We start from the raw sequence: 14,011 nt of genomic DNA, 5'->3' as shown, positions 1-14,011 counted from the left end.
GAACTCGAGCAGCGGATCGAACACGCCGCGCCCGATCCGGCTGATGCCGATGGCGAGGCCGACCGGGACGCCGACAAGGATCGCCGCGATCAGCGCGGCGAACACGCGCCAAAGCGAGGCGAGGGTGTGCTGGAGCAGCGTCGCGTCGACGAATCCGTCGCGGGCGACGACGACGAACTTGGCCCAGACCGCGGCGGGCGAGGGCAGGAAGACCGGCGATACCAGCTGCAGCGAGGCCGCGACCGTCCAGGCGGCCAGCAGCACGAGGATGGTGATCGCGCTGACCAGTCGGGCCGAAACCGCTCGTCTCGGCTTTGGCCGCGGCCGCGACCATGGCACGGAGAAACCGTCTTTCTCGCCAGATTTCGCAGCCGGACGTTCGCTATAGGCGCCGACACTCATGCCGCCTCTCCTTCGAAGATCGCGTCGGTCAGCTCCGCGCGGGCCGCGGCGAAGGCGGGATCCGCCTTGATCGTGCGGATCGGCTCGCCGGCCGCGTAACGGCGGCCGAAATGTGTTTCGAATGTCCGCACCACATGGCCGGGCCCCGGCGCCAGCACGACGATACGGGTGGCGAGCACCAGCGCTTCCTCGATGCCGTGCGTCACCATCAGCACGCCGACACGGGCGGCGGCCCACAGATCGAGCAGCGTCGTCTGCATGCGCTCGCGCGTCAGCGCGTCGAGCGCGCCGAGCGGCTCGTCGAGCAGAAGGAATTCGGGTTCGGCGGCGAGCGCCCGCGCAAGGCCGACGCGCTGGCGCATGCCGCCGGAAAGCCCCCAGATGTGCTTGTCGCCGGCGTCTCCGAGCTTGACCAGCGACAGCAATCCGTCGGCGCGGCGCGCCCGCTTGTCGGCCGGCACGCCGCGCAGCCTGAGCGCGAAGGCGACGTTTTCCCGCGCCGTCAGCCAGGGGAACAAAGCATCGTTCTGGAACACCACGGCGCGGTCGGATCCGGGTCCGGTGATCGGCCGGCCGCCAACCGTGGCCAGGCCTCCTGCGGGCTCGACCAGGCCGGCGGCGACGTTGAGCAGCGAGGTCTTGCCGCAGCCAGACCGGCCGACCAGCACGACGAAATCGCCCTTGGCGATGTCGAGCGAAACGCGCTCGACCGCCGGCGCCGGCTGGCCGTCATAATGGACGCTGACCTTGTCGAGGATGAGATGCGTCATTCGGGCCTCTGCTGGATCAGGGTGTTGGATCCTGGGGCCTGCCCCGAAGCCGCGCCTCGTAAGCGGCTTCGGGACAGGCAAGCGCAAGGCCAAGGGAAGAAGGCGCCGCGCTTCCGAACAATCCCCGGAAAGGCGGTCATCCTTCCGGGAATTGCATGGAGAAAGCTCAGTTCGAGGCGAGCGCCTCGCTGGCGTATTTGGCCGTCACATATTTCGAATAGTCGGGCAGTACCGCGTCGACCTTGCCCTGCTCCTTGAGGAAGGCGGATGTCGCCGCGACGGCCTTGACGGTCTCGCCGCCCAGGAACTTGTCCGAGGCCTGCTCCTCGAGCGACGGGAAGACATAGCCCTTGAGCAGCTCCGGCACTTCTTCCAGCTTGGCGCCGGTGAGCTTGGCGATCTTGCCCGCTTCCGGCGAGGACACCGACCAGGCCTCCGGCTTGGCGAGGAACTGTGCATAGGCCTCGCCGGTCACCTTGACGAAGTCGCGCACGGCCTCGGGATGTTTTTCGGCAAAATCGGTGCGCACGATCCAGGCGTCGAAGGTCGGCGCGCCCCAGGCGGCCACCTGCGCGGAGTCCAGCACCACCTTGCCGGTGGTCTTGACCTGGCCGAGCGCCGGATCCCAGACATAGGCCGCGTCGATATCGCCGCGCGCGAAGGCGGCGGCGATCTCCGGCGGCCTCAGGTTGAGGATCTCGACCGACTTCGGGTCGACGCCTTCATGCTTCAGCGCCGCGAGCAGGCTGTAATGCGTGGTCGAGACGAACGGCACGGCGACTTTCTTGCCGGCGAGGTCGGAGACCTTCTCGATGCCGGCGCCGTTGCGGGCGACCAGCGCTTCCGACGGACCGATCAGGCCGACGACGAAGATGGTCTCAATCGGCAATTCGCGGCTGGCGGCCGCGGCCAGCGGGCTCGAACCGACATAGCCGATATCGACCGAGCCGGAGGCGATCGCGGCGATGACGTCGGCGCCCGAATCGAACTTGCGCCAGTCGATCGCCGCCTTGGTCGCCTTTTCATAGGCGCCGTCGGCCTGCGGCACTTTCGAGGGCTCGACCACCGTCTGGTAGCCGATGGTGATCTTGAGGTCCTCTGCGCTGGCCGGGCCGAGCAGGGCGGCCGCCGTAAGCGCCGCCGACGAGAAAAGCAGAACGCGTCGTGAAAGGATTGACATTGAAAGGCTCCATAACCCCGAAAAACTGGATTGCCTTTCTATCGTCCGTTAATTCTATCGGGTTTGTAGAGTTAAATCCTTCCAACGAAGACCGCTTTGTTGGAAAAGTGTCGCCGGGTACCGGCGGCGGAGGCGCAAAAGGACGGTCGCGGGTGCCCTGACGAGCGGCAACCTACGCTCTTCGTCATTCCAGGGCGGAGCAAGGAGCGAAGCGACGCGCGCAGACCCTGGAATCCATACCGTGACATAGAAGCGATACTGCGGTGCAAAGCTATCCGGCGTCGCGCGAGGCTCTCGTTCTGCACCGTGGTGCCTATCTTGGATGTAACGCATGGATTCCAGGGTCTACGCTCCGCTTCGCGTCGCTTCGCCCTGGAATGACGATGGAGACGGGCGTCGCTCCCGGGCCGAACGAAAATTCTCCGATCGGCCTATCCAGGCAAATCCATGCTTCAAAGGGCAGGTGAATTGAAAAGCCGGTTTCGTGCCCGGCTCGCTTAGTATAGTAATCTTATCAACATTGGGAGTGAGAGAACGATGCGCGACCTTCTGAAGACCGTTCCGGCGATCGTTCGTGGCTTGCGGCCGGGGCCGCCCGCGGCGCTGGCCGCGCGCTGACCGCTCCGTTACGTTTCGGCTCGCAATCATGGTTGGACGCGCCAATTCCATCATCATTGTCGGCGGCGGCGCCAGCGGCGTCGTGCTGGCCGCGCATCTGCTCAAATCACCCAATCCGGACCTGCGCGTCACGCTGATCGAGAAGCGGCCGCATTTCGGCCAGGGCATGGCCTATTCGACGCTGCTTTCGGCGCATGTGCTCAACGTCAACGCCTCCGGCATGAGCGCTTACGCCGACGATCCCACCCATTTCGCGCGCTGGGTGCTGGAGCGCGGCCTTGCCAAGCCGGACCAGGGGCCGTTCTACGCGCCGCGCAGCCTCTATGCCCGCTATCTGCAGGACGTGCTTGACGGCCTCGAGGAACGCGAGCGCGACACCGGGCGTCTCAGGCTGATCCGCGAGGAGAGCCTGTCGATCTCGCCGACGCCGGCCGGCGTCGAGGTGGCGCTTGCCAACGGCACCAGCGTCGTGGCGCATCTCGCCGTTCTGGCCACCGGCCATGACGAGCAGCCCGGCGCCTTCCAGGGCCATGCGATCCGCATGGGGACGGAGGCCGACACCGCGCTCGATCCCGAGGCCGCCGTCCTGCTGCTCGGCACGGGCTTGAGCATGGTCGACGCCTTCCTGTCGCTGGAACAGCGCGGCCATCGCGGCCCGATCGTCGCGGTGTCGCGGCGCGGCCTGCTGCCGTCGCCGCATCGCAAGGGCAATCCGATCAAGCTCGATATCGCCGATATTCCGCTCGGCACTGAGCTTTCCTATTTCGTCGGCTGGTTCCGCAACCTGATTCGCGAGACCCAGAAAGCCGGCGGCGACTGGCGCGACGTCGTCGACGGTTTGCGACCCTTCAACCAGACGATCTGGCAGAACTGGCCGTCCTCGGCCAAGCGCCGCTTCGTCGAGCATACCAAGGCCTGGTGGGACATCCACCGCCATCGCATGGCGCCGGAAGTCTACGCGCGCGTCACCGAAGCGGTCAGGTCGGGCCGCATCCGCCTCGTCGCCGGCAGGGTCGTGAATATCGCGGCGAACGGCAGCTTCGTCGTAAAAATCCAGCCGCGCGGCACGCAGGATATCGAGACCCTGGAGGTCGCCCGCCTCTATGACTGCATGGGCATTGCCCGCGACATTTCGAGGACGTCGAACGGCGTCGTGCGTTCGCTGATCGAGCGCGGCCTGGCGCGGCCCGATCCGCTGCGTCTCGGCCTCGACGTCACGGCGAAATGCGAGCTGATCGCCGCCGACGGCACGGTGTCGTCGAAGCTGCTCGCCGTCGGGCCGCTGACGCGCGGCACCTTCTTCGAGATCGACGCCATCCCGGATATACGCGTGCAAAGCGCGAAGCTGAGCAGGCAGCTGTTGGGGTAGGTTCGGCTTTGCTGCCCACCCCCTTTCTTGTCAGCCCTCTCCGCGAAATTCCATTCCTCCACTCGCCGCCGGATTGGCACGATCTATCTTCTTTCCGGATGAAAAGGGCTGGAAAAGACAGGGCGCGCGATGCGCGAAACCGGAATGGAGTCCCGCGGCTAGAGCATGATCCCAAAAGTGGGAACCGCTTTTGGAAAAGATCATGATCCAGCAAGGGGCGCGAGATTGCCAACACCCGCCTCGAATTGCTTCGATGGAGCACTCAAGATGAGCGAGCAGACAAAAGCAGCGCCCGGCGGCGCGGACACCAATCTGTCGAGACTTCGCCCGCCTTACGCCTCGGTGCTCGACCTGATCGGCCAGACGCCGGTCGTCGAGCTGACCAGGTTCGACACCGGCAAATGCCGGCTGTTCATCAAGCTCGAAAGCCAGAATCCCGGCGGCTCGATCAAGGACCGTATCGCCTTGTCAATGATTGCGGCGGCGGAGAAGGAGGGGCGGCTGAAGCGCGGCGGCACGATCGTCGAGGCCACCGCCGGCAACACCGGTCTCGGCCTCGCCCAGGTCGGCATCCCGAAAGGCTACCGCATCATCCTGGTCGTGCCCGACAAGATGTCGCGCGAGAAGATCCAGCATCTGCGCGCCTTGGGCGCCGAAGTGCGCATGACCCGCTCCGATGTCGGCAAGGGCCATCCCGAATATTACCAGGACATGGCCGAGAGGATCGCCGCCGAATTGCCCGGCGCCTTCTATGCCAACCAGTTCGCCAACCCCGCCAACCCGCTGGCGCATGAGACGACGACCGGCCCGGAAATCTTCTCGCAGCTCGAGGGCGATGTCGACGCGGTGGTGGTCGGCGTCGGCTCCGGCGGCACGCTCACCGGCCTCGGCCGCTTTTTCGCAAAGCATTCGCCCAAGACCGAGATGGTGCTTGCCGATCCGGTCGGCTCGGTGCTGGCGCCGCTGATCAAGACCGGCAAGATGGAGGAGGCCGGCAGCTGGACGGTCGAAGGCATCGGCGAGGATTTCGTGCCGCCCAATGCCGATCTCTCGCTGGTGAAGAAGGCTTATTCCATCACCGACAAGCAGAGCATGCTGGCGGTGCGCGATCTCTTGTCCAAGGAAGGTATCCTCGCCGGCTCGTCCTCGGGCACGCTGTTGTCGGCGGCGCTGCGCTATTGCCGCGAGCAGACGGTGCCCAAGCGCGTCGTCACCCTGGTCTGCGACAGCGGCAACAAATACCTGTCGAAGGTGTTTGACGACATCTGGCTGGCCGAGCAGGGCCTTGCCGACCAGGAGCAGCATGGCGATCTGCGCGACCTCGTCATGCGCTCGCCGCGCACCGGCGACATCGTCACCGTCGGCCCGGACGAGAGCCTGCTCAACGCCTATGGCCGCATGCGCCGCTCCGACGTTTCGCAGCTGCCGGTGCTGGACGATGGCAAGCTGATCGGCATCGTCGACGAGAGCGACATCCTGGCCAAGGTCGACGGCCCCTATGACGGCCGCTGGGACCGCTTCAACGGTCCGGTGCGCTCGGCCATGACCTCGAACCTGCACACGCTGCAGGCCAGCCAGACGCTCGACGCGCTCCTGCCTGTCTTCGACCGCAACGAGGTCGCCATCGTCTTCGATGGCGAGGAATTCGTCGGCCTGATAACCCGTATCGACCTGATCAACCATTTGAGGCGCCGCGCAAAATGACTTCGCCAAAACCAGCATTGGGCAAGAACCGCCTGGCCTTTTCCACCCGCGCCATCCATGGCGGCCAGAGCCACGACCCGCTGACCGGCGCGGTGATGGTGCCGATCTACGCCACCTCCACCTACGGCCAGCAGTCGCCCGGCGTGCACAAGGGTTTTGAATATGCCCGCAGCCAGAACCCGACGCGCTTCGCCTTCGAGCGCGCCGTGGCCGACCTCGAAAGCGGATCGGCCGCCTTCGCCTTCGCCTCCGGCCTGGCGGCGATCGGCACGGTCCTGGAACTGCTCGACGCCGGCGCCCATATCGTCGCCACCGATGACATCTATGGCGGTTCGTTCCGCTTGATGGAGCGCGTGCGCAAGCGCTCCGCCGGCCTTGAGGTGAGCTTTGCCGACTTCACGGACCTTGCCGCGGTCGAGGCGGCGATCCGGCCCGAAACGAAACTGCTCTGGGTCGAGACGCCGACCAACCCGCTGCTGCGCGTCGTCGATCTCGAAGCGGTCGCGGCCTTGGCCAGGCGCAAGGGCCTGCTCACCGTCGCCGACAACACCTTCTGCAGCCCCTACATCCAGCGGCCGCTGGAGCTCGGCATCGACATCGTCGTCCATTCGGTGACGAAATATTTGAACGGCCATTCCGACATGGTCGGCGGCGTCGCGGTCGTCGGCGACAACAAGGATCTCGCCGCCCAATTGAAATTCCTGCAGAACGCCATCGGCGGCATTTCCGGCCCGTTCGACAGCTTTCTCGCCCTGCGCGGCATAAAAACCCTGGCGCTGAGGATGGAGCGCCATTCGGCCAACGGCTTGAAAATAGCGCAATGGCTGGAGACGCGAAAGGATGTCCGCCGCGTCATCTATCCCGGCCTCGCCAGCCACCCGCAGCATTCCATCGCCGTCCAGCAGATGCACGCCTTCGGCGGCATGATCTCGGTCGACCTCGACCGCGACCTGGCTGGCACGAAGCGCTTCCTCGAACGCACCCAGCTCTTCACTTTGGCCGAAAGCCTGGGCGGCGTCGAAAGCCTGATCGAGCATCCCGCGCTGATGACGCACGGCTCGATCCCGGCGGAAAAACGCGCCGCCATCGGCATCACGGATTCGCTGGTGCGGCTGTCCTGTGGGATCGAGGATGGCGATGATCTGATCGCGGATCTGGAACAGGCGCTGGCGCACTAGTTCCTCAACACAGTGATTTTGAAAGATTGCAGGCTTGTCGGGCAAGGCTATCAACATCGTTTGGGATAAGTCAGCGCAAACGCTCGCGATGAGCTGAAGGCTCCCGAACCTCGTCATTCCAGGGCGGAGCAAGGAGCGAAGCGACGCGCGCAGACCCTGGAATCCATGCCGTTAACTGGACCGAAGTGTGCAACGGAGCAGAATTCTGCACCGTGGCGGCGCTTCCAAGTCACGGCATGGATCCTCGGGTCTGCGCACGTCGCTTCGCTCCTTGCTCCGCCCGTGGATGACGACCGCGATAGGCGTCTCAGCTAATCGCCAAGGTCGGGGTCCGCAACGCGCACTAACCAACCGGTCAAAACTTCTGCGTTGAGGAACTGGAGCAATTCCAGGAAAAATGTGAGCCGCCTTCGCCGTAGCTTTCCGCCCGGGAACTGCGACAAACAAAGAGATAGAGCGCTTCGCCGTTTCCATGTTTCCATGAAACGGTGAAACGCTTTAAGCGCAACTGAGTGCACTTTGCGATTTCAGAACGTATCATAGAAGCGCCCGCCGATTGGCCGGCGGCGCCGGGATGAGGGTGGATGACACGAGGACGTAGCAGTGGCGAAAAATCGGCGGCTACGCGTGCCGTTCGCGCCGCCGACAGTGTCGAGCGGGTCTATGCCCGGATCAAGGACTTCGCCATCGACTACCGATTCCGGCCCGGCGAAAGGATCAACGAGGTCGAGCTCGCCGCCGAGCTGGCGGTCAGCCGCACGCCGGTTCGCGCCGCCCTCAACAGGCTGCAGCGGGACGGTTTTGTCACCGCGGTGCCAAACAAGGGTTTTTTCGCTCGCGAACTGACGCCGGAAGCGGTGCGCGATCTCTATGAACTTCGCGCGGCGATCGAGCGGGCCGCCTTCGTGCTTGCCTGTGAACGGGCGACCGACGCCGAGATCGAAGCGGCGGCCGAGGCCTGGACGAGGCACAGCAACCTGAAGGATGAAGGCTCATGGGCGAAGATCGCCGTCGCCGACGAAAGCTTCCATAGGGCGCTGACAAAACTGTCGAAGAATGCGCAGATGATCGGCGCGCTGGAAGGCCTTTGCGCGCGCATCCGCTTCTTCAGACGTATCGATCTGGAGTCCGCGCCGCGACGCGACCGCACCTATCACGAGCATGACGCGATCATCGACGCCTTGCGCCGCCGCGATGCCGCCGATGGAGCAAGTCTTCTCGAAAGACACATCACGCTGAGCTCCGCGCACGCCATCGAGGTGGCCGCCCGCGGCCTGGCACGGCTTTTTCCGGGCACCGCCGCGTAGAGGGACCTTCGCCCAAAGCCTCCTTGCGTGATCCTTAGCGTCCCGAGGAAGGGCTGCCCCGCCGGCTTCCCCAAAGATCCGCCAATCGCAGGCTGCCCCTTGCGGATCGCGAATTCCATTCTAAAGTGTACTCACTTTGCGATCTCTGGAGGCGCCATGCGCGTGATCGTGTTGGGTGGCGGCGTGGTCGGCGTCACCACGGCCTATCAGCTGCAGAAGGACGGGCACGAGGTTGTCATCCTCGAGCGCCAGCAACAGGTCGCTGCCGAGACCAGCTGGGGCAATGCCGGCATGATCGCGCCGGGGCATTCCTTCGTCTGGTCCTCGCCCAGGGCGCCGATGATCCTGTTGAAATCGCTGGTGCTGAAAGACCAGGCGCTGCGCTTCAAACTCTCGGCCGATCCGAGGCTCTACAGCTGGTCGTGGCTGTTCCTGATGGAATGCACGGCCGAGAAGGCGAGGCGCAACACGCTGCTCAAGCATCGTCTCGCCGTCTACTCGCAATCGGTCCTGCAAGAGGTCGTCGCCGACGAGGCGATCGAATACGACCGCAACGATCGCGGCATCCTCTATTTCTATCGCAGCCAGCAGGCGCTCGACAAAGGCGTCGAGCATATGCGGCTGCTCGAATCCGACGGCCAGCTGATCAAGGTGCTCGACCGCGACGCCATCGTCGCGCTCGACCCGTCACTGGCTTCGGCAAAAGAAAAAATCGCTGGCGGCATCCATTGCCCGACCGACGAGACCGGCGACCCGGCGAGATTCACCCGCGCGCTCGCCGCCAAGGTTGTCGAGCGCGGCGGCGAGATCCGCACCGGCACGACCATTATCCGTATCGAGACGTCGGGCGACGGCGTCGCCCAGGTGCTGACCGACAAGGGCGCGGTCAAGGGCGACGCCTATGTGCTGGCGCTGGGCTCCTACAGCCCGCTGATCGCCAAGACGGTCGGCATCAGCCTGCCGATCTACCCGATCAAGGGCTATTCGCTGACCATTCCTGTCGGCAACCGCCCGGCGCCGCCGACAGTTGCTTCGGTCGATGAGCACAATCTGGTCGCCATCTCGCGCTTCGGCGACCGTGTCCGCGTCACCGCTACGGCGGAGTTCGCCGGCTACGACACCAGCCACAAGCCGGCCGATTTTGCCTTCATGAAGGGCGTGACCGAGGAGCTCTATCCCGAAGGCGCCGATTATGACCGCGCCGAGATGTGGGCGGGTCTGCGGCCCATGACGCCCAACAATCTCCCCGAGTTCGGCCAGCGGCGTTTGCGCAATCTCTACCTCAACACCGGGCACGGCCATATCGGCTGGACCATGTCGCATGGTTCCGCCCGCATCACCGCCGACCTCATCGCCGGCCGCAAGCCGGCGATCTCGATGGACGGTCTTTTGAACTGAGAGCAGGATCCCCGAGGGGATCGACCAGGAAAGGGAATGCCATGTCTGTCAGCGCGGCTGCTACCCGCCCTCAATCTTCGGGACCGGTTGATTTGGGCGTGCTGCCATCCGAGATCGATGGCGGCCTTGCCTCGCGCGCGGCGATCGGGCTTGCCATCCTTGCCACCGACCAGACGCTGGAGCATGAATTCCGCGCGCTGGTGCGCATTCCAGGCGTCGCCTTCTACGAGGCGCGTCTGTTCAACGACAACGACATCACGCCGGAAACGCTGCGCGCCATGGGGCCGCGCATCGCGCCCACCGTCGATCTTATCCTGCCCTCGATCCCGCTCGACGTCGTCGGTTTCGGCTGCACCTCGGCCACCATGACGCTCGGCGAGGACGCCGTCTTCGCGGAAATCAGGAAGGCGCGGCCGGGCGTCGCCTGCACCACGCCGGTCACCGGCGCCCTGGCCGCCTTCAAGGCATTGGGCGCCAAAGGCATCGGCCTGCTCACGCCCTATGCGCCGGAGATCAACCAGGGCCTGGTCCGCTATTTTAGCGGCCGTGGCCTCGACATCGCCGCCGTCGCCACCTTCGATCGGCGCGACGACCGCGAGGCGGCCCGCATCTCGCTCGCTTCGATCGAGGCGGCGGCGGAGCGCATGGCGCAAGTGCCAGGCGTGGAAGCGATCTTCATCTCCTGCACCAGCCTGCGCGTTGCCGAAGCGGTAGCGGAGCTGGAGCGGCGCATCGGCATTCCCGTCACCTCCTCCAACCACGCCATGGCCTGGCACTGCCTGCGCCTCGCCGGCATCGACGACGTCGTGCCGGCGGGCGGCCGGTTGTTCGCGCTGCCCGCCGGTTGATCGGCGGGGCGGACCTTCGGGCGATAGGAAGCGGGTAATCGCATAGGGCGCTCCCCTCTCCGTCTCGGCTTCGCCGAGCCACCTCTCCCCGCCTTTGGCGGGGCGAGGAACCCAGGCCTGCGGAGGTCGCGGCCTCAACGATTAGCGTTTCCTCGCCCCCACAAAGTGGGGGAGAGGTGGCCGCGTAGCGGTCGGAGCGGGGGCAGCGCCGCCCTGTGCCATTACCGCAGATCGTCGCCCGTTAACCGAATCGGAAGGAGATGTTTAACGCTTCGTCTCTATGTCCCCTCGCCGGGAGGCACCACAGAGCGAAGCATGATGAACGACGAAAAGCGAAACGAATGGCGTGCCATCTTCTACGTGCAGGCGCGCGTCGCCATCCTGTTTGTGCCGGTCGTGCTCAGCCTCCTCCTCATCGGCATCTTCGCCGGCAATGAGCGCAAGTCCGTGCCCGACGCCGTCGATCCGACCGTGACGAGCTCGGTGAAATAGCCGGACGGCTGATAGGCGACCTCATCTGATAGGCGCTTTCAAAAGCGGGGTCGTGCGCACATCAGAGCCGACGCTGGACCCGCATCGTCGAATCGTTAAGCTGTGCTGGATGATCGCCGACTGGCTCCGCACGGACTATCACACGCTGTTTCGACTGAACCGTGACGGACGGATTGCCGGCGAGAACGATCCTGATTGCTCACCGGGGCCTCGACTATGGTTGGCAGGCTGCGCATCCGGCAACGTCTTCGGGGTGCACGCCGATCTGCCTGATGAGCTGGCGGGCGAGCTCGTAGGACTTCTCGCCGCCGAGCCGCCCTTCACGCATCCCGCGACGCCAAGACATCTTGAACGCTACCTGGCGCTCCTCGGTGGCGGCAACCATGCGCGGCACAATTTTGGTTTGATCTACCACCTGCCGCACGGGCACCCGTATCCCAGCGGGGTGCGGCTTGTCGGCAGCGATTCCGAAAGTGGCCAGGCTCTGATCGGGTCCTGGAAGGCGGAGGAAGTACCGGAAGGCTTGTTCGAACTCGGCTTCCGTGAGGTATCGGACTTTTGGGCGCCGTGGTGCGCGGCTCTCGTCGACGGGGAGGTCGCTTCCATCGCCTTTGCGGCTCGGTTGGCGGACGCCGGCGCCGAACTCGGGCTGGTGACGGTGAAAGCCTTCAGGGGGCGGGGCCTTGCCGCCAGCGCGACCGCCGGATGGTCCCGGTTGCCGGAGCTCCGTTCCCGCACGCTGTTCTACAGCACGGACCGAGGCAATTTCGGATCGCAACGCGTTGCGTTGCGCCTCGGTCTCCCGCTTCGGGGAGCCAGCTTACGGATCAGCGAAGACAACCAGGGGGAAGGCGCATAGCCAATCGATCGCCAGAAAGGTCGGCGAACACAATGAATCGAGAAGGCTTATCTTATTGATCCCGTTGGCAGTCGGGATGAGATGGTGCCCAGAAGAGGACTCGAACCTCCACTCCTTGCGGAACACGGACCTGAACCGTGCGCGTCTACCAATTCCGCCATCTGGGCTGGTGGGCGCTCATGTAAGCGGGCAAACGATATGTGTCAACGCGCTTTTTTCACTGCCCCTCATCCGCCGGCCGACACCTTCTCCCCGTGAACGGGCTACGCGACGCGCATATCTTCTGTAACTGGCGTGACCGATCGGGCCGAGGCTTGATTGCCACGTGGTTCCCCCAATCCGTCGCTGCTTCGCAGCGCCACCTTTCCCCCTCCGGAGGGAAAGGAAGGGAGCCTTGCTGGACGAGCGTTGACGGCAAAAGGTCGGCACGCCTTTCCTCTCCCCCGTCGATCGGGGGAGAGGTGGCTCGGCGAAGCCGAGACGGAGTGGGGGTCGACCAGCGCTGCGTTGGCCGATGCATGCGCCAAGCTGCCGTCCACGCTATCGCTAAAAAAGACCAGCCGACTGGAAAGGAAGCTCACCCCTCCAACACCTCTTTCGACGCCACTGTCGAATCGGCGTTGAGCTTGTAGACGATCGGCACGCCGGTGCCGAGCTCGAGCTTGACGATCTCCTCGCCGCTCTTGCCGTCCAGCGCCATGATCAGCGCGCGCAGCGAATTGCCGTGCGCGGCGACCAGCACCGTCTCGCCGCGCAGCACATGCGGCTGCACCTCGTGCAGGTAGTAGGGCCACACGCGCGCGCCGGTGTCCTTCAGGCTTTCGCCGCCGGGCGGCGCGATGTCGTAGGAGCGGCGCCAGATATGCACCTGCTCCTCGCCCCATTTCTTGCGCGCGTCGTCCTTGTTGAGGCCGGAGAGGTCGCCATAGTCGCGCTCGTTGAGCGCCTGGTCGCGGATGGTCTTGAGATCGCTCTGGCCGACGACGTCGAGGATCAGCTGGCAGGTCTTCTGCGCCCGCTGCAGCGCCGAGGTGTAGGCGATGTCGAATTTCAGGCCGCGCGCCTTGAGCTTTTCGCCGGCCGCGAGCGCTTCCGCCGTGCCCTGCTCGGTCAGCCCGACGTCGCGCCAGCCGGTGAACAGGTTCTTCAGGTTCCATTCGCTCTGGCCGTGGCGCACGAGCACGAGAGTTCCCGACATGTCAGCTCCTTTGGGGTTTGGGCAATTCCAACGATTTCAGTCCGGAACTGCGTAAGAACGAAATGCTTCAGGCTTGTGTCAGGAGAGTCCGAGCACATCCCGCATGGAATAAAGGCCCGGTTTCTTGCCGCGTGCCCAGAGCGCCGCCTTCACCGCGCCGCGCGCGAAGATCGCCCGGTCCTCGGCATGATGGGACAGCGTGATGCGCTCGCCGGTGCCGGCAAGGATCACGCTGTGGTCACCGACGACGGAGCCGCCGCGCAGCGTGGCGAAGCCGATGAAGCCGGCCTTGCGCACGCCGGTATGGCCGTCGCGCACCTTGACGCTGTTGTCGGCAAGATCGATGCCGCGCCCCTTGGCCGCCGCCTCGCCGAGCAGCAGCGCCGTGCCGGACGGCGCGTCGACCTTGTGGCGGTGATGCATTTCCAGGATCTCGATGTCGAAATCCTCCGGGTCGAGCGCTTTCGCCGCCTGCTCGACCAGCACCGCCAAGAGGTTGACGCCGAGGCTCATATTGCCGGATTTGACGATCGTGGCATGGCGCGCGGCGGCGGCGATCTTCGCATCGTCCTCGGTCGAGCAGCCGGTGGTGCCGATGACATGGACGATGCGCGCCTGCGCGGCATAGCCGGCGAATTCGACGCTTGCCGCCGGCGCGGTGAAATCGAGCATGCCATCGGCCTTGGCG

At 65.0% G+C, this 14,011-nt stretch carries 12 protein-coding genes, 1 tRNA gene and 1 pseudogene; 8 read left to right on the top strand and 6 right to left on the bottom strand.

The window, feature by feature from the left end; translation table 11 throughout:
- The 3 genes and pseudogenes from EOD07_RS05290 to tauA all read right to left on the bottom strand — a co-directional run.
- A pseudogene (locus tag EOD07_RS05290) lies at window positions 1-402 on the bottom strand (taurine ABC transporter permease); the annotation flags it as partial.
- Window positions 399-1,172, bottom strand: a complete 774-nt coding sequence (locus EOD07_RS05285; RefSeq protein WP_127234242.1) for a taurine ABC transporter ATP-binding protein — start codon at window positions 1,170-1,172, stop codon at window positions 399-401. The pseudogene EOD07_RS05290 and the gene EOD07_RS05285, both read right to left, overlap by 4 nt.
- 166 nt (window positions 1,173-1,338) lie before the next feature.
- Window positions 1,339-2,352 carry a taurine ABC transporter substrate-binding protein gene (tauA, locus tag EOD07_RS05280; RefSeq protein WP_127234241.1) on the bottom strand — a complete coding sequence of 338 codons (1,014 nt, stop codon included), beginning with the start codon at window positions 2,350-2,352 and terminating at the stop codon, window positions 1,339-1,341.
- 646 nt (window positions 2,353-2,998) lie between these two features.
- Here tauA and EOD07_RS05275 point away from each other — a divergent pair.
- From EOD07_RS05275 to EOD07_RS05240, 8 genes are all read left to right on the top strand, one after another.
- The gene (locus EOD07_RS05275) at window positions 2,999-4,339 is read left to right on the top strand and encodes an FAD/NAD(P)-binding protein (RefSeq protein WP_127234240.1); all 1,341 of its coding nucleotides are present in this window, start codon (window positions 2,999-3,001) and stop codon (window positions 4,337-4,339) included.
- A gap of 267 nt (window positions 4,340-4,606) precedes the next feature.
- Window positions 4,607-6,043, top strand: coding sequence for a pyridoxal-phosphate dependent enzyme (locus EOD07_RS05270; RefSeq protein ID WP_127234239.1), 1,437 nt, complete (start codon window positions 4,607-4,609; stop codon window positions 6,041-6,043).
- Window positions 6,040-7,221, top strand: coding sequence for a PLP-dependent aspartate aminotransferase family protein (locus tag EOD07_RS05265; protein ID WP_127234238.1), 1,182 nt, complete (start codon window positions 6,040-6,042; stop codon window positions 7,219-7,221). Before EOD07_RS05270 ends, EOD07_RS05265 begins: the two co-directional genes overlap by 4 nt.
- A gap of 584 nt (window positions 7,222-7,805) precedes the next feature.
- On the top strand, window positions 7,806-8,528 hold the full coding sequence (locus tag EOD07_RS05260; protein ID WP_127234237.1) for a GntR family transcriptional regulator: 723 nt from the start codon (window positions 7,806-7,808) through the stop codon (window positions 8,526-8,528).
- 156 nt (window positions 8,529-8,684) lie between these two features.
- Window positions 8,685-9,926 (top strand): D-amino acid dehydrogenase, encoded by a 1,242-nt coding sequence (locus EOD07_RS05255; RefSeq protein ID WP_127234236.1) that lies wholly within the window; start codon window positions 8,685-8,687, stop codon window positions 9,924-9,926.
- 98 nt (window positions 9,927-10,024) lie between these two features.
- Window positions 10,025-10,774, top strand: coding sequence for an aspartate/glutamate racemase family protein (locus tag EOD07_RS05250; RefSeq protein ID WP_245469863.1), 750 nt, complete (start codon window positions 10,025-10,027; stop codon window positions 10,772-10,774).
- 315 nt (window positions 10,775-11,089) lie between these two features.
- Window positions 11,090-11,266, top strand: a complete 177-nt coding sequence (locus EOD07_RS05245; RefSeq protein ID WP_116389944.1) for a hypothetical protein — start codon at window positions 11,090-11,092, stop codon at window positions 11,264-11,266.
- A 109-nt stretch (window positions 11,267-11,375) separates the two neighbouring features.
- The gene (locus EOD07_RS05240; protein ID WP_245469861.1) at window positions 11,376-12,125 is read left to right on the top strand and encodes a GNAT family N-acetyltransferase; all 750 of its coding nucleotides are present in this window, start codon (window positions 11,376-11,378) and stop codon (window positions 12,123-12,125) included.
- A gap of 82 nt (window positions 12,126-12,207) precedes the next feature.
- Here the strand turns inward: EOD07_RS05240 and EOD07_RS05235 are convergent.
- The 3 genes from EOD07_RS05235 to dapB form a co-directional block, all read right to left on the bottom strand.
- Window positions 12,208-12,292, bottom strand: a tRNA-Leu gene (locus EOD07_RS05235).
- A 410-nt stretch (window positions 12,293-12,702) separates the two neighbouring features.
- Window positions 12,703-13,323 carry a 2,3-bisphosphoglycerate-dependent phosphoglycerate mutase gene (locus EOD07_RS05230; protein WP_127234234.1) on the bottom strand — a complete coding sequence of 207 codons (621 nt, stop codon included), beginning with the start codon at window positions 13,321-13,323 and terminating at the stop codon, window positions 12,703-12,705.
- A 78-nt stretch (window positions 13,324-13,401) separates the two neighbouring features.
- Window positions 13,402-14,011 (bottom strand): 4-hydroxy-tetrahydrodipicolinate reductase (gene dapB / locus EOD07_RS05225; protein WP_127234233.1); only part of this gene is annotated, 610 nt, incomplete at its 5' end.

The organism is Mesorhizobium sp. M2C.T.Ca.TU.002.02.1.1 (assembly GCF_003997225.1).
Note: the sequence above shows the minus strand (reverse complement) of the source record. Positions and strands in the feature narration are given on the sequence as shown.